Annotated in this window: 18 protein-coding genes; 7 read left to right on the plus strand and 11 right to left on the minus strand. The window is 44.3% G+C overall.

The window, feature by feature from the left end:
- Positions 1–80: 80 nt before the first annotated feature.
- The 7 genes from QWZ01_RS21965 to QWZ01_RS21995 all read right to left on the minus strand — a co-directional run bounded on the left by QWZ01_RS21965 (position 81) and on the right by QWZ01_RS21995 (position 8,981).
- Positions 81–1,181 (minus strand): DUF6515 family protein, encoded by a 1,101-nt coding sequence (locus QWZ01_RS21965; RefSeq protein ID WP_290327161.1) that lies wholly within the window; start codon positions 1,179–1,181, stop codon positions 81–83.
- A 141-nt stretch (positions 1,182–1,322) separates the two neighbouring features.
- Positions 1,323–1,901 (minus strand): thiamine diphosphokinase, encoded by a 579-nt coding sequence (locus tag QWZ01_RS21970; protein WP_290327162.1) that lies wholly within the window; start codon positions 1,899–1,901, stop codon positions 1,323–1,325.
- A gap of 61 nt (positions 1,902–1,962) precedes the next feature.
- Complete coding sequence (locus QWZ01_RS21975; RefSeq protein WP_290327163.1) at positions 1,963–2,586, minus strand: thiamine phosphate synthase; 624 nt, start codon at positions 2,584–2,586, stop codon at positions 1,963–1,965.
- 132 nt (positions 2,587–2,718) lie between these two features.
- Entirely contained in the window at positions 2,719–4,401 is a 1,683-nt protein-coding gene (pafA, locus tag QWZ01_RS21980; protein ID WP_290327164.1) for an alkaline phosphatase PafA, read from the minus strand.
- A 95-nt stretch (positions 4,402–4,496) separates the two neighbouring features.
- On the minus strand, positions 4,497–5,579 hold the full coding sequence (locus tag QWZ01_RS21985) for an acyl-CoA dehydrogenase family protein (protein WP_290327166.1): 1,083 nt from the start codon (positions 5,577–5,579) through the stop codon (positions 4,497–4,499).
- A gap of 70 nt (positions 5,580–5,649) precedes the next feature.
- Positions 5,650–6,276: a nicotinamide riboside transporter PnuC gene (gene pnuC / locus QWZ01_RS21990; protein WP_290327168.1), complete on the minus strand. Its 627-nt coding sequence runs from the start codon at positions 6,274–6,276 to the stop codon at positions 5,650–5,652.
- Between the two features lie 248 nt (positions 6,277–6,524).
- On the minus strand, positions 6,525–8,981 hold the full coding sequence (locus QWZ01_RS21995; RefSeq protein ID WP_353959425.1) for a TonB-dependent receptor: 2,457 nt from the start codon (positions 8,979–8,981) through the stop codon (positions 6,525–6,527).
- 435 nt (positions 8,982–9,416) lie between these two features.
- On the opposite strand from QWZ01_RS21995, the gene aspS reads away from it, so the two are divergent.
- From aspS to QWZ01_RS22025, 6 genes are all read left to right on the plus strand, one after another.
- Positions 9,417–11,162, plus strand: a complete 1,746-nt coding sequence (gene aspS / locus QWZ01_RS22000; RefSeq protein WP_290327170.1) for an aspartate--tRNA ligase — start codon at positions 9,417–9,419, stop codon at positions 11,160–11,162.
- 81 nt (positions 11,163–11,243) lie between these two features.
- The gene (locus QWZ01_RS22005; protein ID WP_290327172.1) at positions 11,244–11,702 is read left to right on the plus strand and encodes an FKBP-type peptidyl-prolyl cis-trans isomerase; all 459 of its coding nucleotides are present in this window, start codon (positions 11,244–11,246) and stop codon (positions 11,700–11,702) included.
- An 86-nt stretch (positions 11,703–11,788) separates the two neighbouring features.
- Positions 11,789–12,262, plus strand: a complete 474-nt coding sequence (locus QWZ01_RS22010) for an FKBP-type peptidyl-prolyl cis-trans isomerase (RefSeq protein WP_290327174.1) — start codon at positions 11,789–11,791, stop codon at positions 12,260–12,262.
- A gap of 139 nt (positions 12,263–12,401) precedes the next feature.
- Positions 12,402–13,706: an amidohydrolase gene (locus QWZ01_RS22015; RefSeq protein WP_290327175.1), complete on the plus strand. Its 1,305-nt coding sequence runs from the start codon at positions 12,402–12,404 to the stop codon at positions 13,704–13,706.
- A gap of 25 nt (positions 13,707–13,731) precedes the next feature.
- The gene (locus tag QWZ01_RS22020; RefSeq protein ID WP_290327177.1) at positions 13,732–14,247 is read left to right on the plus strand and encodes a nuclear transport factor 2 family protein; all 516 of its coding nucleotides are present in this window, start codon (positions 13,732–13,734) and stop codon (positions 14,245–14,247) included.
- Positions 14,202–14,579: a low molecular weight protein tyrosine phosphatase family protein gene (locus QWZ01_RS22025; protein ID WP_290327178.1), complete on the plus strand. Its 378-nt coding sequence runs from the start codon at positions 14,202–14,204 to the stop codon at positions 14,577–14,579. The genes QWZ01_RS22020 and QWZ01_RS22025 overlap by 46 nt, the downstream gene beginning before the upstream one ends.
- Positions 14,580–14,620: 41 nt before the next feature.
- Here QWZ01_RS22025 and QWZ01_RS22030 read toward each other — a convergent pair whose 3' ends face one another.
- The 4 genes from QWZ01_RS22030 to QWZ01_RS22045 all read right to left on the minus strand — a co-directional run bounded on the left by QWZ01_RS22030 (position 14,621) and on the right by QWZ01_RS22045 (position 20,588).
- Positions 14,621–17,515, minus strand: a complete 2,895-nt coding sequence (locus QWZ01_RS22030; protein WP_290327180.1) for a DEAD/DEAH box helicase — start codon at positions 17,513–17,515, stop codon at positions 14,621–14,623.
- A gap of 324 nt (positions 17,516–17,839) precedes the next feature.
- A complete protein-coding gene (dinB, locus tag QWZ01_RS22035; RefSeq protein ID WP_290327182.1) occupies positions 17,840–18,958 on the minus strand; it encodes a DNA polymerase IV in 1,119 nt (372 codons plus the stop codon).
- A gap of 103 nt (positions 18,959–19,061) precedes the next feature.
- Complete coding sequence (locus QWZ01_RS22040) at positions 19,062–19,619, minus strand: DUF922 domain-containing protein (RefSeq protein WP_290327185.1); 558 nt, start codon at positions 19,617–19,619, stop codon at positions 19,062–19,064.
- Between the two features lie 21 nt (positions 19,620–19,640).
- The gene (locus tag QWZ01_RS22045) at positions 19,641–20,588 is read right to left on the minus strand and encodes an SPFH domain-containing protein (protein WP_290327187.1); all 948 of its coding nucleotides are present in this window, start codon (positions 20,586–20,588) and stop codon (positions 19,641–19,643) included.
- A gap of 89 nt (positions 20,589–20,677) precedes the next feature.
- Here QWZ01_RS22045 and QWZ01_RS22050 point away from each other — a divergent pair, with 89 nt between their 5' ends.
- Positions 20,678–20,863, plus strand: a complete 186-nt coding sequence (locus tag QWZ01_RS22050) for a hypothetical protein (RefSeq protein ID WP_290327189.1) — start codon at positions 20,678–20,680, stop codon at positions 20,861–20,863.
- Positions 20,864–20,872: the final 9 nt, after the last annotated feature.

Genomic DNA, 20,872 nt, shown 5'->3' on the forward strand with positions numbered 1-20,872 from the left:
TAAATAAATTCTTGTTTGGCTATAACAAAACAGGCTGCCTCTGTAAAGAAGCAGCCTGTTTTATTTAAATTTTATGAGTCTTATTGTTGGCCCTGGTCACCCGGATCATCAGATGGAGTACCTATAATTTTATAGGCCTTATTGCCATTATTGTCTGATGTTTCCTGGTAGTAGTAACCATCCGGAGATACATATAGCTTTTCGCCATTGATCTTTATTTTACGGCTATCTTCAGGTAACTGGCCTACAATATCACCTATCTGAGGAGCTTGCTGTACATCGCCGTTACCACCGTTGTCGGTATTTAACTCGCCATCTTTACCAGCAATTACGTAGGTTGCTGTACCATCATCTTTAGTTATTGGCTGATAGTAAACACCGTTTGATTCATAATACTGCTCGCCGTTGATCATGATAGATTGCGCGTCTGATGGTAATTTTTTGATCTCGGCGCCTACCGGTGGTTCAACAACGGTATATTGATCATTGTATTGACGGTAATATAAACCATCGCTATAGTAATATTGGTAATCGCCCCAGAAAAATGGGTAATAACCGTAAGGTAAAAATCCTATGCTGAAACCAAGCCTTGGCAGGTAATATGAGTTATAATAGTTACGGTATGGATAGTAGTAATGGCTGCCAAAATAACCGCCACGGCCACCGTAACGACCACCATAACCACCACCTGAATAAACCCTGCGGCCGTAGCCATAGTTTCCGTATGCGGCACGGCCACCACTGTAAGCACGCCTGTCAACACTGGCATAACCACGGGTACCATTATAAGTACGGGCACCTGTTCCGGCAGCTACACGGTTGCCACCCGGAGCAACACCTACAGTTTGCCTTTGGGCAAAACCGGTTGTACGTTGCGGAGCCGCTGTTACATTGCTACGCATACTGCTTCCGTAACTGCGTTGCGGAGTAGCTATTGCTGAACGTTGTGCACCACCACCATTATATGACGGACGTGAAAAAGAACTGCCGGAAGGCCTTGAGAAGCTACCGCCACCACCGCCGCCGGATGATCTTGAACCACCGCCGCCACCACCACCGCCAGTGCTGCCACCACCACCCCCTCCGCCGCCTCTGTGCTGTGCGTTGGCGGTAAAGGCTAAAGACAAACTCAAAAGGCTACCTAATGCGATTGAAAATAAATTCTTATATATCCGTTTCATGATGAAAAATTTTAACTGATCAGCAGGCATTTTTTGCTGATTTACAATATATAGACTGATAAATGTTTAAACGGTTTAATGCTTATTTAATTATTTTTAACAAAAAGCACACCAATTAAATTTTTACTGCCAAAACAAGCTTTATATCCTATCCAGATCTTCAGCAATAAATAAAAATGGCTGCTCAAATTGCAGGCTAAAAAAGCCATCTTGCATGGTTTTAAAATCGGTTGGCCCTGTTTGCTGTAACCCGGTGTAAGTTAATGTTTTGGGGCTAAATAATAACCTTATTGTTTCGCCTGCGGGTTCCCATTTACTGAAACCTGAACTTACCGTATAAATTCTTTGATTTTGGTTGAATATTACCACGTTAATTTTGCCCGCATATTCCTCAAAATCATCCAGAACCAATACATCAGTTACGATGTTTACCGCCGGATAGTTGTGTGCTATTAAATATTTTAAAGCCGCACCCGCAGGTGTGTCATCTCCCTGGGGCAGCAATTTGGTGTCTGATTGTAATAACCCATTGTATTCGTTAGCGATCACCCAGTCAACCTTTATCCCGAAGGTGTCCAGTTGTTCGGCTGTTTGAGGGGTAGTGATCACGGTGGGGCTCCATTCCAGCAATTGACCCAGCAGCTCTTCCGGAAAATTATCAACCCCAAGAACCAATAATGCAGGTTCTTGCTTTTCACGTACAATGTGGTGCGAAGACATTGTTAAAAGTAGGGAGATTTAATGAATAATTGATGAAAAATTAAGTATTAGCTGCTGTACGCTAATACACCTTTCTATAAAAGGCTTTTACGGCTGCTGCCGGATCAGGTGAAAGGTTTATAGCTCCTGATACTGCTATACCATAAACACCGGTTTTTAACAGTAATTCCACATCCTGCAGCTGGATGCCGCCAACGGCTATAACGGGGATATCAAGGGGCAGTTTTTCCAATTTGCGATAACCTTCAAACCCGAGCAGGGTATAATCATTGGGTTTAGTATCGGTATGGGCAAAAGGGCCATAGCCACAATAGTCGACTACGCCGAGGCTTTGTATTATTAACAGATCATCGGGGTTAGTGGCCGATGCGCCGAGGGTTTTATCCTCACCTATGACCTTACGGATGGTCACCAGATCCGCATCGAAATCTTCGATGTGTACACCCTGCGCGTCTACGCGGTCAAGCAGTTCATAATGATTAGTAATGATCAGGGTAGCGCCCCAATCATCACAGATTGCGGCTATCTCGTTTATTTCATCAATCAGCTCATCCTCGGGTTTGCTCATGCAGCGGTACTGTATCCAGTTGGCACCTGCTTCGCAGGCGGTTTGCACCTGTTGCACATGGCTGCGTCCGGTTATATCCTGAGTGAGGTAATGAAATTTAGAGATATATTTTTTCATGGTTATTTAGTCGGAAAGTCAGGAAGTCCGAAAGACATAATCTGAAAGGTACAGAAAGTAAAGCGTTTGTTTTGCTTATACTTCTTTCGAACTTCCAGACTTTACTGACTTCCGGACTTTCCCCCGACTTATTTAATATTTTTCCTGAACCAAAGCTTCGCTGATAGTTTTGCCTATGTTGCCGTTAGGCGTTTGTATATGCAAAAGCGATGCTACGGTTGGTGCAATATCAGTCATATGTGTTTGGCGGGTAAGGCTGCCGTGTTTAATGCCCCAACCCATAAATACCAACGGGATATGCGTATCATAAGGGTTCCAGGTACCATGGGTAGTCCCTGTAGTACCATGGCTCGAGTAAATGCCGGGTTTTAAGATGATCTGAATAACGCCGCTATGCTCAACATTATAGCCATTGATGATACGGCTGCGCAATTCTTCAGGCAGGTTAGCTGTTTGCGCTTTTTGCATATCAACAGCAAAAGCAATTTGAGGTTGTTTTTGCAGATACTGGATACAGTCTGATTTTATCGCACCCTCATTTAGGCCTTCTTTTTTTATGGCTGTATTATCAAAGTTAACCTGGTAATTATCCATGCTGATCACCAGATTTTTTACTTTGTATTTATCTTCCAATAGTTTATTCATATCGGTTCTGGTAGCTGCATCGTTCCAGGTACCGGCAGGTATGTTATGATCTGCCAGGAAAGTAGCGTTATGCGCAGCACCATGATCGGCAGTAATGAAAACTGAATAATTACCTTTACCTACAGTTGCATCAAGGTAGCTGAAAAACGAAGCCAGGTCTTTATCAAGCCTTAAATAAGTATCCTCTGCCTCAACAGAATTTGGTCCATATTGATGACCCACATAATCTGTTGATGAAAGGCTTACCGCTAAAAAGTCGGTAACGGTGTTTTTGCCTAATTGCTCACCCTCAACAGCTGCACGGGCCAAATCAAGCGTCATGGTGTTGCCAAAAGGTGTTGAGCGAATCATGCCCATTTTGCCATTGTATAGCTCGGAAGTTTTAACCGGCAGGGTTGGTGCCGTAGCACCCGCAAATTTACCTTCATATCTGGCGCTGTTATCAGGCGCGCTTTGCAAGTAGGTGCTTACAGGGTATAGCGGGTTCCAATCTTGTTTCAGGAATTTTTCAGGCTCTTTTTGATCATTAAACTTTTTAACCCAGGCAGGCAGATCGGTCATGTAATAAGTGCTGCTGATCCAGCTGCCGGTAGCATCATCAAACCAATAGGCTGCATTGGCGGTGTGGCCGGCCGGTAAAATGCCGCCTCTGTCTTTCAAAGCGATACCAATCACTTTTGAGCGGAAGTTGGTAGCCAGTCTTAACTCATCGGTAACGGTAGTAACCAGCAAATTGCGTGGCGACATTTGGCCAGCCTTTGAGGTGCTGCCAACAGCCCTAACGGTGCTGTCGTCAGTACAATACATTGATTTGCCTGTGGCCTGTATTATAAAATCATTACCGGCAATGCCGTGTATAGCAGGTACCGAGCCGGTATAAACGCAGCTATGCCCCGCGGCGGTTACGGTAGGTATATAATCAATGTTGGTGTTTTCGCAAGTGAAACCTTCATTCAATAAACGTTTGAACCCGCCAGACTGGTAACGGTCATAATACCTGTATAAATAATCCCAGCGCATTTGGTCAACCACTAAGCCAACCACCAGTTTAGGGCGGGGCAGCGCGGCCGAAGCAGGGTTAGTTTGATTTGATAAAGCTTTCTTTTTTTGTGCCGATGCCGAAAAAGTAGCAGCGGATAAGGAAATAAGCAACAGATATTTAAACTTCATAGTTAATGATTTGAAAAGGCCAAATATCAGCAATGAAATTAAATTGCTATATAAAGTTTATGTTAACAATAGCTTATTGTTACAACAAATGCCGCTTAATTAAAAGTAAGCAATGAATGTTGGCTGGCAGTATGCAGATCGCGCCATACCTGGTTTATCTCCGCATCGGGGTTGGCAGCCTGCAAACCACAGTATGGATAGAGTTTATTTACACATTCGCGGGCTGTTTTGGCAAGGTTGCGGCTGGTGTTGCTCACCTCATCAAACGAGATTATGTTGTCTGCCGAACCGCCTTGCCATGAGGCATCAACAGCCTTGTAAAACTCGTTGCGTGCGGCATTGAGTTTATCTGTTAAGTCAGCTAAGCTTCCGATCATGATAGCCTTTTGAGTTTCACTCAATTTATCTCCCTTTGTTTTATCGGCAAATATCGGGACACACAGATCGGTAAAATGTACCGCGAGGCCCGATATATTGGCCGCCAGGGTAGCCTCGGCCAGTTGTAAAAATGGATATTTGTATAAAGGCGCATCTATTACTGCATGATCGGGATCGATTTTAAAGCAGCGCTCGTTTGCTACAAACAGGTTACGCACCTCGTAGGCATCGCTGCCTGTACCCATCATGCCAATGAATTTCCATGCAGATAAAAGGGTTACATCTTTACGGTTGAAAATAAAGGGTAATATTAGCGGATTGCCCTCGTCATCCAAAACGGTTTCGTTTCCATTCTTGATGACGCAGTTAGCCGTTAAGTGCGTAGCATGATGCACGCCGCTGGCATATTTCCAACGGCCGTTGATAATGTAGCCGCCATCAGTAATGGTTGCCGTTCCGGTTGATGCCCCGCTGCCAGCCAGGCACAAATGAGGATCATTGAATATTTCGGTTGCTATTTTCGGCGAAAAAAATCCTCCAAACCAGCCTGCACCACTGCAAAGTGTTACCACCCAGCCCAAACTGCCGTTGGCCCAGGCCAGGCTTTCTTCAAGCCGCACCATATCGGGCAAGGCAAGCTGCAGGCCCGAATAAACGTCAGGCACCAGGAACTTGAACCAGCCTTGTTCATATATCAGTTGCATCTGGTCGGGCTGAAGCATGCCTGCCCGCTCGGCCAGCGGAGCAGCTTCCCGTATTGTTTTAACCCATTCGGGTTTGAGGTGGTTTGAGGGATGCATTTACGTTATAGGTAATACGTTGTAAGTTTTACGTTTATTAATAAAAGTAAGTAAGGTAACGTAACACGTACTACGTATAACGTACAACCTTCACTACTTTTTTTCTCCATTCAAAATAACCAAAAACGGCTACTATAAATAAAAATATGGTAAGCAGGGCGAACATAGGCAGGTGTTTGTAAAACAATATAGGTATGGCAAACAGGTTTGATATGTTTAAAAACACCCAGTTTTCTATTTTACGGCGGGCCAAAAGCCACATCCCCGCCCAGGCTGTTGATGAAATGAGGGCATCCCAAACCGGCACGTTTGACGGCGTAAAATACTTAGCCGGGAGATTTTTAAGCAGCACATAAAAAAATACCCAACCTGCAACGCATATGGTAATGCTGATGATCCATTCGTTTTTGGTTTGCCAGCTAATTTTTACCGGGGGCTCATTTTTCTTTTTTATCCAATATATCCAGCCATAAATACTCATCACCACATAATAGCCGTTTAAGATTGATTCGGCATATAAGCCAACATCCAACAGCAAATAAATAGCTATCGATGTGCCCAAAATCCCGGTAGGGTAAAGCCATATATTGTTTACCCGGGCCAGTAATACCTCGGCAACACCTAAAATAAGAGCCAGCCACTGTACCCAGGTGGTTTCCTTTATTTGTTCAATGAAAAGTGATACAAGATTGTGCATAGTTATTTAAAATCCCCTCTTGAGAGGTGTGTGTCTATATGCTATTTGTCGACTCACCCCGACATCGCTACGCTTGTCGACCCTCTCTCCAGCTTCGCCGCAAAGAGGGTGAAGAATCTTTTCTTTTGTGCTTTATCGATTTTTTTCACCCTCTTTCCGCCGCAGGCGAAGAGAGGGTGGTCCAGCGAAGCATAGACCGGGTGAGTCTTTTGTATAGCATGCAATTTCAAAGTGTAAATCGCTAACGATTAAAAACTCAAATTAAGCGATGCCATAAAGTTTCGTGGTGCCTGCGGGAAAAAGTAGTTGTAGTTTACCACATGGCCACCCTCAATATCCGGATATGTGGCACCATTGGCCTCATATTTTTTACTGAAGATGTTGTTAACCTGTAACCCCAGCCCAATGTTTTTTATTGACCACGCATTAAAGTTATACCTCAGCCTTACATCGCTTACAAAATAGCCTTTCAGGTAACGGTTCACAGCATAAGGGTTATCAATATTTTCTGGTGCTATGCCGAAACCCTCGGGGTTGCGGTTCATGGTATTATCAATGTATTGCTTGCTGATGTACTTACTGATAAAAGCTATCTCGCCGCCTTTAACAGGGCTATAGCTAATTACGCTTGAACCGATGAACGATGGTGAAAAGGCAATATCCGTACTTTTAAAGCTCTCACCCACTAAAGTGCCATCATCATAGTTGGAAAAGAATTGCTGGTAGTTTTTAATTTTATTGGCACTCCAGGTAGCTGTTAAACCCCAGTTTAGCTGACTGGTGATTTTTACTTTGCCATCAAGTTCCACACCGGCACGGTAGCTGTCCTTTACATTGGTACGGATAGGCGAGCCTACCTCATTCAGCGCCCCGGTTAATATCAGCTGGTTTTTGTACAGCATGTAAAAGCCGTTGATACCCCCGGTAAATACCGAACTGCTAATGCGGTAGCCCGCTTCAAAATCTTTCAGGTTTTCAGACTTTGGGCGGTTTTGCGATGGCGAATCTACATAGTCGTCGCGGTTGGGTTCGTGATTACCTACCGCAAAGGATGCGTAAACATTGTTATGCTCGTTAAACTGGTAAGTGATACCGGCCTTAGGGTTAAAAAAGTTAAGCTCTGCGTTTTGCTGTGCATTGTTCAGGTTTTTGTCAATGCCATAAAACGAATAGTAAATGTGGCGGTACTGCACATCGGCATAAAGCAGTACCTTGCTCAGGCGCCACTCGGCACGGGCATATATGTTAAAATCATTCTTTTTAGCATTATCACGATAGTATTCATAGTTTGGCGATAAGCCAATGTTCTCCTGTGTGCTGATCACATCGCCAAAATGGGCACCTGAGTATTGGTTGTAAGCACCACCCAGGTTTAAGTTCAAATTACTTTGAGGCTGATATTTCAGGGCATAGGTAACGCCATAAAAGTCATTATCCAGCCACAGCCTGCGTACCAGGTCGGTAGCGCTGATGGTATTATTACCAACTATAACCGGGGCAATGCCGTAGCTGCTCAGCGAGTCGGCATTTCTATACTCTTCATAATATCCTTTGCCCCTGGTGTAATGCAAGGCGCCGCTAAAAGAAAGTTTATCGGATAGTTTTTGATCATACAATAACTGGTAATGATTCTGGATATAATGATCAACCTGGTTTTTGTAGAAGGAACCGTTGCTCATCAAACCAAGTTCATTATAGGTTCTGTTATCTGCACGGGTATTATCGCCAATAACATAATCAGCAACACCATTCCAGGCCTGGTAAGTAGTTTCATAACCCGAAAATACGTTGGCTCGCAAGGTGCTGTTTTTGCCATACCATGCTCCGCTCACAAAAAACGATTTCAGGTTTGATGAAGCCCGGTCAATATATCCATTAGAGTGAATGCGCGATAAACGCCCATCCAAACTAAAATGCCCTCCCAGTAAGCCTGTACCTGCACTCACCGTGTTTTTAATGGAGCCATAAGAGCCTGCTGATGTGTTGATGTCAGCATAAGCTGTATCCCGGCGGGTAGTGGTTTGTATGTTGATACTGCCGCCAAAGGCTCCTGCTCCGTTTGTTGAGGTACCCACACCGCGCTGAACCTGGATATTATCTACAGATGAAGCAATATCGGGCAGATCGACAAAGTATGAACCCTGGCTTTCCGAATCATTATAAGGGATGCCATTGATAGTAACGTTGATACGGGTAGCATCAGAGCCACGTATGCGGATGCCGGTATAACCAATGCCTGCGCCTGCATCTGAAGTGGTTACTACAGATGGAGTTTGGTTTAGGAGATAAGGCAGATCCTGCCCGAAGTTATTTTTTTCGAGGTCTTTTTTGCTGAGGTTAGTGTAAGCCGTTGGCGAGTTTTTACTGGCGCGGGTTGAGCTTATGGTAACTTCCTCGGCGCTGAGTGTACCGTTGGTGAGGATGATATTAACAACCTGGCTGGCGCGTAAATTTATGTTTCTGGTAATGGCCTGGTAGCCAATATAGCTGGCTTTTAAGGTATAATTGCCCGGTTTCAGATCGGCAAAGACATATTTACCGGTAACATCGGCAATGGCATTTGATGCATTGGGTGTAATAGAAACGGTAGTGCCGGGCAGTGTTTCGCCGGCAGCATTAGTAACTTTTCCGGTGATAGAAAGCTGGGCCGATGCCATGGCAGGTAGCAGCAGCAGGGCGGCGATGGCCGCGAATAAAGATTTCAAAATAGTGAGTAAAATAAATTAGTTAAACCATCTGCCCGTCAGGGCTCACGCGCAGTACACTTAACCTGGTTACCTCTTCCCTACGCCGGCATTACCCGGATCAGGTGCAGGTTTCAAAAGTTTTGGGTTCTGGGTCTTAAGTTTAAAGTTGACGGACAACTTTAGAATTTTGACGTTAGAATTTTGACTTTCAAAACCATGGGTTTGATCTCAGCCTGTCTTTCAGTTTGGTAAAACAAATTGTTTTGAACCCAAAGCAAGGCACCCCTTGAGAATTATGCCACAAAGATAGTTTTTTAGTCCGAAAGTGGAAAAAGTCCGAAAGTCAGTAAGAAAGAAGTCCGATAGCAGATAAACTTCCGGACTTTCGATCTTCTGGTCTTTCGGACTTCCAACTAAAAACTTACTTTTGCAAACTTTTACAAAACTATTGCTATGATTAGAACTCACACTTGCGGCGAATTAAATATCAGCAACTTAGGCCAGTCGGTTACTTTGTGCGGATGGGTGCAAAAATCGCGCGATTTGGGCGGTACCACATTTATTGATGTACGCGACCGTTATGGTTTAACCCAATTGGTATTTAACACCGATACTGATGCTGCTTTGCGCGATACAAGCCGCGAGCTGGGACGTGAATTTGTAATTAAAGTTAGCGGTACCGTGCTTGAACGTACCAACAAAAATTTGAAAATACCAACGGGCGAAATTGAAATTGCCGTTGATGGTATCGAAATATTAAACGCTGCCAAACTGCCTCCGTTTTTGATTGAGGACGAAACCGATGGCGGTGAAGAGTTAAGAGCCAAATACCGTTACCTGGATCTGCGCCGTGCGCCAATACGCAACAACCTGGTTTTGCGCCACAAAATGGCACAGGAGATCCGTAAATATTTAGATGGGCTTGATTTCATCGAGGTAGAAACCCCGGTGCTGATCAAATCGACACCGGAAGGCGCGCGCGACTTTGTGGTGCCAAGCCGCATGAACCCGGGCGAATTTTACGCCCTGCCGCAATCGCCCCAAACCTTTAAGCAATTGCTGATGGTAAGCGGTTTTGATCGTTATTTCCAGATCGTGAAATGTTTTAGGGATGAGGATTTGCGTGCCGACCGCCAGCCGGAGTTTACACAGATAGATTGTGAGCTTTCTTTTATTACCCAGGAAGACATTTTAAATATTTTTGAGGGACTAACCCGTCATCTGTTCACCACGGTGAAAGGGATTGACCTGGGTACCTTCCCGCGTATGCAATATGCCGATGCCATGCGTTTGTATGGGTCTGATAAACCGGATGTGCGTTTCGGGATGGAGTTTGTTGAGCTGAATGATATTGTAAAAGGCAAAGGCTTTGGCATTTTTGATAACGCCGAACTGGTAGTAGGTATCAACGCTAAAGGCTGCGCCAGCTACACCCGTAAACAAATTGATGAACTTACAGAGTGGTTAAAACGACCTCAAATTGGCGTTACCGGTATGATCTATTGCCGTTATAACGAGGATGGTACATTAAAATCATCAGTAGATAAGTTTTACAACGAAGACGAGCTAACTAACTGGGCAGCTGCTTTCAATGCCGAAATTGGCGATTTGATGCTGGTACTTGCCGGCCCTGCCGATAAGGTACGCAAGCAACTGAACGAACTGCGTTTAGAGATGGGCAGCCGCTTAGGCCTGCGCGATAAAAACAAATTCGCGCCGCTTTGGGTTCTTGATTTCCCGCTGCTGGAGTGGGATGAAGAAAGCAGTCGTTACCATGCTATGCACCATCCGTTCACCTCACCAAAGCCTGAGGATATCGATCTGTTAGATACCGATCCGGGAGCTGTACGTGCCAATGCTTATGACCTGGTGATCAATGGTACTGAAGTTGGCGGTGGTTCTATCCGTATTCACGACAGGGCCATGCAATCGTTAATGTTTAAACACCTTGGGTTTTCGCCGGAAGAAGCACAAAAGCAATTTGGCTTTTTGATGGATGCCTTTGAATATGGCGCACCTCCGCATGGTGGCTTAGCTCTTGGGTTTGATCGTTTGGTATCTATATTTGCCGGACTGGATTCTATCCGTGATGTGATCGCCTTCCCTAAAAATAACTCGGGCCGCGACGTGATGATCGATTCGCCATCAACCATTGCCGATGCACAGATGACCGAATTAAAGATCAGAACAACAGTTTAATTTAATCAGTGAATAATAAAGCCCTTTTCAGATATCCGGTTTAAGCAGATATTTGGAAGGGGCTTTTAATTTAATTACCAAATGACAAAATACATATTAATACTGAGTGCCTTTATCATGGTATTTACCTCCTGCTCGGGGCCATCTGTCCAGATGGTTAAACAAGCTAAAATGGATGATTCTATCATCGTGGCATACCTCAAAGCAAATCCGCAAATAAAGGCTGTAAAAGATCCCTCTGGTTTGTATTACCAGATAACTGATCAGGGCACAGGTGCCTATCCTGCCGAAAATTCTGTGGTAATGGTTAACTATACCTGTAGTCTTATTGGTGGTCGGCGTTATGATTCGGGAAGTGATTTTTCGAGCCCGCTATCAGGCCTGATCAAAGCCTGGCAAATAGGTATGCCGCATTTAAAAGCGGGTGGAAGTATGTTGTTGTTTGTGCCCTCAGGGTTGGCCTACGGGCCGAGCGGCGCAGGCCCTATTCCCGGCGATGCTGTACTGGCTTTTGATATAAACCTGATCAGTTTTAAATAAAATACCATTTAAGAATATTAATCTCCAGATTGTAGCGTTTACGATACTGGCACGTATGGTGTTATAAGTACACAGTAAATTAATACATGAAAAAACTTCTTCTATTAGTATTCGCTCCTATTTTAATTTTATCCGCCTGTTCAAAAAATGAAGCGACAAGTGTTGATCCGGTAAAACAGGCAGCCGTTGATGAAGCTGCTATTAAAGCGTACATAGCCGCCGATACCAGCATTCATGCCACACGCGATCCATCAGGCTTGTATTACCAGATAATAAAACCAGGTACAGGCAATAATCCTACTTCAAAATCAGTTATAACAGCTAATTATACCGGTAAACTGCTCAATGGTACTACGTTTGATTCAGGAACCATTACCAAGGCCTCTTTGGCTGGTGGCCTTATACAAGGTTGGAGCATCGGTATTCCCTACTCTAAAGTTGGTGGTCGTATATTATTGATCATACCGTCAGCCTTAGGCTACGGGCCTAGTTCGCCGGGTGCGGCAATTCCGGCAAATTCGGTATTGGTTTTTACTATCGATCTGCTTGGTTTCCAATAACCAGCAAAAACATCATATAACAACAGGCCCGGTTACTCACCGGGCCTGTTGTGTTTTAGGGAATGTATCAAATATCTTATCATCCAGAGGTACAGTTTTTTAAAGTATTGTTCTTATATTAACTGTTTCAAAACCCGGTATGAAAAAAAGATACATCCTGATTTTTTCTTTGTTTTCGCTTACAGCATCGGCTCAAAAAAATGATGCGGTAAAAACACAAATAAGCACCAAAGCGGATGCGCTTCAAAATCAGGTGGTAGCCTGGCGTCGTGATTTTCACGAGCATCCGGAACTGGGAAATCATGAGGTACGTACTGCTGGCATTATTGCCAAACACCTGCAATCATTAGGGATTGAGGTAAAAACAGGGGTTGCTACTACCGGAGTTGTAGGGATTTTAAAAGGCGGTAAACCCGGCCCCGTAGTTGCCTTGCGTGCCGACATGGATGGTTTACCAGTAATTGAACGTACGCCCGTACCCTTTGCATCAAAAGTAAAAACTACTTATAACGGACAGGAAGTTGGCGCCATGCACGCCTGCGGGCACGATTCGCACATGGCTATTTTAATGGGTGTTGCGCAAATACTCTCGTCCATGAAAAGCGAACTGCATGGTACCGTTAAATTTATTTTTCAGCCGGCCGAGGAAGGTGTAGAACACGGGCAAACCGGAGGCGCCGAGGAAATGGTTAAACAAGGTGTACTTGAAAACCCAAAGGTTGATGTAATATTCGGCCTGCATATTAATTCACAAACAGAGGTTGGCAAGATCACCTATCGCCCGGGGGGTACTATGGCCGGTGTTAACGATATGCAGATCATTGTAAAGGGGAAATCGGCACATGGGGCCTACCCATGGTCGAGCGTTGATCCTATTGTTGTTTCGGCGCAGATCATTAATGGTTTGCAAACTATTGTGAGCCGTAATATAAATGTAACAGAAAACCCCGCGGTAGTTACCGTTGGTGCCATCAAAGGGGGCAACAGGTCAAATATTATACCCGAATCGGTTGAGATGCTGGGTACGCTGCGTTCCTTCACGGCTGCCGACGAGAAGATGCTGGTTGAACGGGTTAAGCAAATAGCTACCAAAACCGCCGAGGCACAGGGAGCCACCGCCGAAGTAACCATTCCATACAGCACGCATTACCCTGTTACCTATAATGATCCGGATCTGACGCAAAAAATGCTGTCGAGTTTACAGCGTACTGCCGGTACAAAAAATGTATTGCTGCGCCCGCCTGTAACCGGAGCGGAGGATTTTAGTTTTTACCAGGAAAAGGTGCCTGGTTTATTCTTCTTTTTAGGCGGAATGCCCGTGGGCCAGGATCCGCTGAAAGCGCCATCACACCATACCCCCGATTTTTATATTGACGAAAGTGGATTTGCATTAGGTGTTAAAGCGCTTTGTAACTTAACTTTGGATTATATGAATAGCAAATAGCAAAACCTTATTAACTGGTGTACCCATGAAAAAAAATAGATTAGCTGTATTGTTTGTGGCACTGTTCATAACCTTAATGATAGCACCACGGACATATGCCGCCAACGCAATAGGTATTGATACCGTTAAGGTGTTAAAAGCAATTAAGCCTGAGGTTTTGGATGTGGTAAATACGGTACTGAAGGCATCTTATACATTTAAAATTGAAAAGGTATCTGATATGTACACACCCAATGCTGTTGTAAGCGATGAGCAGCAACCTTTTTCATGGAACGGACAACTTGCCGGGGTACAATGGGTAAATTCGGTAGAAAAGGCTGTTAAGGATTTCAAAATAAGAGATTTCAAAGTGAATGTTAGGCGGATCAAGATATTTCAGCAAACTGAAGAGATAGCCTACCTTGTTGTACCCGTAGAATATACCGGCACCATTAATGGTGAGCCTTTTGAAGAAGAAGGCGCATTTTCCTTTGTACTGCGCATGGTAGGCGAAAAATGGCTCATCAAAAGCCAGGCCTGGGTGCCAAAGAATGGGCTGTAAATTTTAACGGTATTTATTTGGCAACCTTCCTTTTCATCTGCAGCAAAAACCAATGGCGAAGCCCAACTGCAGAGCTTTTATTTAGAAACTATCCTGTACATACCGCATCTTCTGCAGGTACCAGCGATAAGGCCCGTATCCGCGTAAATCAAAAAATAATTGACCGGGCTGACGTTGTATTTGTAATGGAGCGTAAGCATAAACAACTGCTTAGCCAGCGTTTTGACATGGCCGACAAGCAATTGATCGTATTGGATATTGAAGATAATTATCAGTTCAATGATCCGGAATTGATCGGGTTATTGAGGGTGGCTTTGGAAGAATATTTATAACTGCCATGCTGAGCAAGCGATGATCGCATGAGTTAGGGAATTTACCCTAATATCTCCTTAATATCATCAGCCGTAAGCGACTTAATGAAACTTTCTTCGGTAGTAATGAGGGCACGACTCAGGCTGAGTTTGCGTTGCTGCAGGGCCAGTATCTTTTCCTCAACCGTATCTTTAGTGATGAATTTATAGATAAACACATTTTTGGTTTGGCCGATGCGGTGAGTACGGTCAATGGCTTGCTGCTCAACGGCTGGGTTCCACCATGGGTCGAGGATAAACACGTAATCGGCTTCGGTAAGGTTAAGGCCTACACCGCCTGCTTTTATAGAGATGAGAAATACCCGTGTTTTTTCATCTTCCTGAAATTGCTTTACCACATCGCCGCGGTTTTGGGTGCTTCCATCAAGGTATACGTATGGTACACCCTCATTGTCAAAGTAATCGCGGTAAATGCTCAGTTGCTTTACAAACTGCGAAAATATCAGCACCTTATGGCCGCCATCAAGTACGTTGGCCAGGGTGTGTACCACGTTTTCAAATTTGCCGCTGTCGCCCTCATAGTCCTTATCAATCATGATTGGGTGATTGGCGATCTGCCTCAGCTTGATAAGTCCCTGCAATACCTGAATCTGTGTTTTGGCGAAAGTACCATCCTCCAGGCTCTTCAATAGCTCATTACGGTATTCTGATTTTACCTTTTCATATACCGAAGCCTGCTCCTCACTCATCTGGCAGTAGAAGAGGTTTTCGGTTTTTGGCGGCAATTCGGTAGCAACCTGCTCTTTAGTACGGCGCAAAACAAAGGGTTTTATTAATGCCTGTAATTTGCGGGCCTTATCTTCGTCCTTCTTTTTCTCAATGGGCGTTACAAATTCGTTCTGGAAAAACTGTTGCCCGCCCAATAATCCAGGGTTAATGAACGACATCTGCGTCCACAGGTCATTTACTGAGTTTTCTACCGGGGTACCGCTCAATATCAATTTAAAGCGCGATTTTAACTGCTTAACCGACTGAAACGATTTTGACGATGGGTTTTTGATGTTCTGACTTTCGTCCAGTATCACGTAATCAAAAAAGTACTCCTTGAACATGCCAATATCAATACGGCTGATGCCATAGGTGGTAATTACCACATCGTAATTGGCAAATACTTCTGCCGAGCGGTAACGCATGGTGCCGGTATGCACCATCAGCCTCAACTGCGGCGCGAACTTTTTGGCCTCGTTGAGCCAGTTATAGATCAGCGAGGTAGGCATAATAACCAACGATGTGGCTTTGCTGCCTTCGGCCTCGGTATCTTCTTTATGTTTTTGCAGCAGGGCAAGGGTTTGTATGGTTTTACCAAGACCCATGTCATCGGCCAGGCAACCGCCAAAATGGTAGCTTTTTAAAAAGTGAAACCAATTATACCCTGCTTTTTGGTATGGCCTTAAATTACCTGCAAAGTTTTGCGGCATATCCACCTCTTCCAGTTCTTCAAAGTCGGTAAGTTTTTGCAGCTTGCGGGTCATGGTTACGTTGGCCATTTCGCCCTCGGCCAGGTCATTTACCAGGCCAATATGATGGCGGCGCAGTTTAAGGTCGTTGCCACCTTCTGAAAAATGCAGCAGGTTACCGTATTGTGAGAACCATTTTTCGGGTATTACCGCTATTTCGCCCGAAGGCAGGGTAAACTCTTTTTTGTGGTTCAGGATATGATTTTTAAGCTGGATAAAAGGAATACGGTATGGCCCAAACCAAACAATGGCATGAATATCAAACCAATCATTATTTTCCTTTACCTCCAGGTCAATTTTACTGTTACCAAACACATAACGTTTTTGGCCCTCGGGTTGCTCCAGCTCAAAGCCAAGTTCAATCAATTTATCATGATGCTGGTTAAGCCACTCAAAAACAGAAAAGGAATGGTCGGCATCTTCATCGTGGTTATCAACCTCCAGGTTCTGGAACAGGCTCGATACAGTTTTGAGGCCCATTTGCTCCAGCTGTTGCATCTTGTTTTTTTCCCAGGTAATGGAACGTTTAATGCGATGAAATATATAATCGTCGCCGTTTTTTTCCATCCTTACAGATATATGCCTGCCATCTCCATAAGGAAATATATAGCCGGCATACTTAAAATATAGTTGCAGCTGCGATGTGCCGCCTTCAATGTAAATAGGCTTCAGGGCAGCCTGTGCATCGTATTTTTCGGTATTGATGGTAAAACCCTCGGCATAAACATTGTGCTTTTCGATAAGCGGCGCCACAAACTTTTCAAAGTACGATTGCTCAGACGAACGCGGGATGGCGATAAACCGTTTATTGAGGAAGGGCACCAGCTTTTTACCCTCAATTTCCTTATCAAAATAGTATAGGGTATCATCAAGCAGCATCCAGGCAGGGTGATTACAAATGATCTCGGCGTTTTTAAACATGAATTCAATACGATACCCTTTGTACTTGATGGTAGGAAAATACCTTATCTCCTCTTCATTACGCCTGAAATGAAATAGTACCGAGGCGGCCTCTGTGGCTATTTGCAATTTACGCTCGCCTGGATAACCCTCCTTACTCATCTGGTAAACCTGTTTGCTGCAAAGCAGGCTCAGGGCTTCGGCCATGCGCTTTTCCATTTTAGGGCGAATGGTATCAAACAGCTGCTCGTTAAATATCTTGGCAAAAAACTCAAACGGGCGGATAGGTTTTTTATAATACTTTTTGATCACATTGCCCTGCTCCATCTCCTCCAGTATTTTAATGAGTTTAATATCGGTTTCATCCAGAAAATGGATAAACTCTTTGGCTGTATTGGAGAATAAACGCTGATGGGTTAATGAAAACTCGCCGTTTGGATTAAGCTGAACAATGTGTGGTTCTATTACGTACGACAAGTACTCATGCCGGGCAATAGCATATATAATTTGGCAAGGTTTTGTACTGTCGACGCGTAACATTAAACTTTTAGTAAAAAATTTATTGAAGCTACATCAACAAAAAATTCAAACGTAATGAGAATTTGCTGTATTTAAAAGGTTTTTTTGTTAAATAATTGTTAACCCGGCTATGGTTTAAGTTAAATTCTTGATTTACTGGTATTGAGGAGGGGATTTGGAACCTTAAAACATCGACTTGCGCTCGTTTGCAACGAGTGCTTAACGTGTTATAGCGTTTAAAACGCTATGGCGATGCAATCATCTTACCATAATAAACACTCGTTGCAAACGAGCGCAAGTAGATATAAAGTGCGCAAATAGTTCCCCCTTCAGGGGGTTAGGGGCCTAAAACTCAAGGGCCAGCTGATCGCCGGGACCTATCTCCTTTTCTTCTTTTTGTTTGGGAACGATGTCGCCGAAATTTGACAGAGAGATACCCAGCAGTCTGATCCTCGCATCCTCGGGGTTGGTGGCAGCCATAAGTTGTTTGGCCGTTTGGCTGATGGTTTCCAGGTCATTAAAAGCCACCGGGAATGATTGATTCCGGGTGATCTGCTTAAAGTCGCTGTATTTTACCTTGAGAGTTAGTGTGCGGCCTTTCAGGTTATATTTAAGAAGCCGGTCATGTACCGTGAAGGCAATTTTATCCAGCTCGGCCTCCATTTCTTCAAGCGTGGTGAGGTCATAGGCAAAGGTATCTTCAGCGCCTAATGATTTTGTTTCGCGGTGCGGTTGCACTTCCCGGTTATCAATACCCCTCACTATCTGGTAGTAAAACCGGCCAGCCTTGCCAAAGTGCCGCGTTAGCTCATCTTCGGTCAGCTTTTTCAGATCAGCTCCGGTGTGCAGGCCCATCTGTTTCATTTTTTGAGCGGTTACTTTGCCTACGCCAAAGAATTTTTCGACCGGCAGGCGCTCCATAAACTCCTCAATGCTTGATGGGCCTATGAATTTTAAACCATCGGGCTTGTTAATATCCGAGGCTATTTTAGCAACAAATTTATTGATAGAAACCCCTGCCGATGCGGTTAGCTGCAGTTCGTCTTTTATAGCCTGTTTAATTTGCTTGGCAATCTCAATAGCCGAGCCTATGTTCAGCTTATCATTAGTTACATCGAGGTAGGCTTCATCTAAGGAGAGCGGTTCAATAAGATCGGTATAGCGGCTAAAGATCTCTCTTATTTTTTGCGATACTTCCTTATAAGCGGCAAAACGCGGCCGAACAAACAAGGCATCCGGACAAAGCTGGAAGGCCCGTTTTGATGACATGGCCGATCGTACTCCAAATTTACGAGCCTCATAACTGGCGGTTGCCACAACACCTCCGCGCCCCTGCGGCAAGCCGCCAACTATCAGTGCCTTGCCCCGATACTCTGGAAAATCGCGCTGCTCAACCGACGCGTAAAAGGCATCCATATCAATATGGATAATTTTACGGAGTATCTGGATGGACTCATTGGGCATGATTGCAAATATAGCCCCCCGGCTCCCTAAAGGGGGAGTAAGAACTTATTTTTTTATTAATGTATGACGCCGACTTTTTAAAAGTCTCCCCTTCACGGGAGATTTAGAGGGGCTCGTCCTGCGGGGGCATGTACCGTAATTGCTTCTGAAAATATACATCCCAGCTGTGTTGTTGTACGCGGTTGGTCATGTGCTGGGTATCGTCATCATAATCGGTATTGAGTTGTTTGTATTTGGCATCAATCCGGTTAAACATATTCATGGCCTCATACTGGTAATTACGGCTGAAACGGGTTTTGCCTATTTCACGCAGTATTTCCTGCTGCTCCAGGTAGGCAATGTTATAGTGCCCCTGTTCATGGTTTATTACTTCGGCAAGTACCTGGGTTGATGTTATCCGGCTCTTATCAATCCATGATTTTTCGGTATTGAGTACCAGCTTTACAAAGGCATTCAGTATGTAGCCACTATTAACGCGGTTTGCCTGATATTTAAAGTCGATTGTGCAATTGGTATATGCTACTACGCCGCGTGTATTCACACGCGGCGCACCTGCAAAGTCGTTAACTGTTAACTGATGGAATTGCTGGGCCGATGCCCGGTTAATTGTTATTATAAACAGGGCTGTTGCTGCCGCCCACTTTATCCACCGTAAATTCATAAAAACGAGGGTTTAAAACTTTTACTTTTTGGTGTTTTTGACACCTTCAGTCTGTAAAAGGTTTAAACCCATCATTTCTTTTAAGGTATGCTGCATCTGATCAGTTGAGCCATCCAGGAATATCACGTTGCCTTGTGAGTTTTCGGCAAAGTGCTTGATAGATTCTGTCCACATGGTAAACATGATCACCGATGTATCCATATTAGCCTCGGCCATTTCTTTGGCAGCAACGGTCATACCGCGGGCCACTTCCTCACGGAACAGGGCAATACCCTGGCCACGCAGCTGGGCGGCTTCACGCTCGGCCTGTGCCGATATTTTAATGGCATTACCTTCGGCTTCGGCAGCTTTGGTTTTGGTGATGAGAAGGGCCTGGCCTTCGTTTTCGGCGGCAGCCTTCAGGTTGTTTGAGGCCACCACCTGGCTCATTGATTTCATGATCACATCGTCAAACGTAATATCGTTCAATTGCAGATCCTGCAGATGATAGCCCCAGCCTTCCAGTATCTGGTCAAGCTGTTCTTTCACGTGTTCAACAATATCACGACGCAGTATCAGCACTTCGCTCTGGCGTTTGGTGGCAACAAATGCCCTGATGGAGCCTTCAACGGTGCGGATAAGCGCCTGCATCAGGTTACGCTCGTCAACAAATTTAAAAGCCACGTTTTTAATGGTTTCTTCCTGCTGGTCAAGAACCGAATACAGCAGCATGGCCTTAAAATAAACATTAGCCTGATCAAAGGTTACTGCCTGAAATTCCAACTCGACAGAGCGGTTCTGGATAGATATTTTAGAATACACATTCTCGATAAACGGGAGCTTAAAGTTTAGCCCCGGTGTAAGTATGCGGCGGTATTTACCAAATACGGTGATTACTACTATTGTGCCCTGTTTTACAGTCACAAAGGAGGTAGATAAAATAATGATGATGATAAGGACAAATAATCCAAAGGTGATTTCGGCTGACATGGTTAATAATATTTATTTAAATAAATGTAATATTAATTATTGGTGTGTTATTTGTTTTTATAAAAAGCTCATAAAAAACACGCATCACCATGAACCTTAAACGAACCTTTGGAGCCGTACTCACCATATTAGGTATTATCGGCTTAATTTATACCGGCCTTGGAGTCATAAACCACAGCGGCCAAACTACAACCCTTGTTGTTACCGGTATTATATCCTTATTGTTTTTCTTCACAGGTGTAAGTTTGATACGTAACACTAAAGACGAGGCATAAAAAAAGCCG

This window comes from Mucilaginibacter aquaedulcis (genome assembly GCF_030409325.1).
Taxonomy (GTDB): Bacteria; Bacteroidota; Bacteroidia; order Sphingobacteriales; family Sphingobacteriaceae; genus Mucilaginibacter; species Mucilaginibacter aquaedulcis.

Bases quoted from the DNA above. Each gene is read 5' to 3' on its own strand.
- QWZ01_RS21970 (WP_290327162.1), bottom strand. From the start codon at position 1,901: ATGTCTTCGCACCACATTGTACGTGAAAAGCAAGAACCTGCATTATTG.
- pafA (WP_290327164.1), bottom strand. From the start codon at position 4,401: ATGAAGTTTAAATATCTGTTGCTTATTTCCTTATCCGCTGCTACTTTT.
- QWZ01_RS21965 (WP_290327161.1), bottom strand. From the start codon at position 1,181: ATGAAACGGATATATAAGAATTTATTTTCAATCGCATTAGGTAGCCTT.
- QWZ01_RS22040 (WP_290327185.1), bottom strand. From the start codon at position 19,619: ATGAATTTACGGTGGATAAAGTGGGCGGCAGCAACAGCCCTGTTTATA.
- dinB (WP_290327182.1), bottom strand. From the start codon at position 18,958: ATGCCCAATGAGTCCATCCAGATACTCCGTAAAATTATCCATATTGAT.
- QWZ01_RS22005 (WP_290327172.1), top strand. From the start codon at position 11,244: ATGACAAAATACATATTAATACTGAGTGCCTTTATCATGGTATTTACC.
- QWZ01_RS22010 (WP_290327174.1), top strand. From the start codon at position 11,789: ATGAAAAAACTTCTTCTATTAGTATTCGCTCCTATTTTAATTTTATCC.
- QWZ01_RS22020 (WP_290327177.1), top strand. From the start codon at position 13,732: ATGAAAAAAAATAGATTAGCTGTATTGTTTGTGGCACTGTTCATAACC.
- QWZ01_RS21985 (WP_290327166.1), bottom strand. From the start codon at position 5,579: ATGCATCCCTCAAACCACCTCAAACCCGAATGGGTTAAAACAATACGG.
- pnuC (WP_290327168.1), bottom strand. From the start codon at position 6,276: ATGCACAATCTTGTATCACTTTTCATTGAACAAATAAAGGAAACCACC.
- QWZ01_RS22050 (WP_290327189.1), top strand. From the start codon at position 20,678: ATGAACCTTAAACGAACCTTTGGAGCCGTACTCACCATATTAGGTATT.
- QWZ01_RS22030 (WP_290327180.1), bottom strand. From the start codon at position 17,515: ATGTTACGCGTCGACAGTACAAAACCTTGCCAAATTATATATGCTATT.
- QWZ01_RS22015 (WP_290327175.1), top strand. From the start codon at position 12,402: ATGAAAAAAAGATACATCCTGATTTTTTCTTTGTTTTCGCTTACAGCA.
- QWZ01_RS22045 (WP_290327187.1), bottom strand. From the start codon at position 20,588: ATGTCAGCCGAAATCACCTTTGGATTATTTGTCCTTATCATCATCATT.
- QWZ01_RS22025 (WP_290327178.1), top strand. From the start codon at position 14,202: ATGGCTCATCAAAAGCCAGGCCTGGGTGCCAAAGAATGGGCTGTAAAT.
- aspS (WP_290327170.1), top strand. From the start codon at position 9,417: ATGATTAGAACTCACACTTGCGGCGAATTAAATATCAGCAACTTAGGC.
- QWZ01_RS21975 (WP_290327163.1), bottom strand. From the start codon at position 2,586: ATGAAAAAATATATCTCTAAATTTCATTACCTCACTCAGGATATAACC.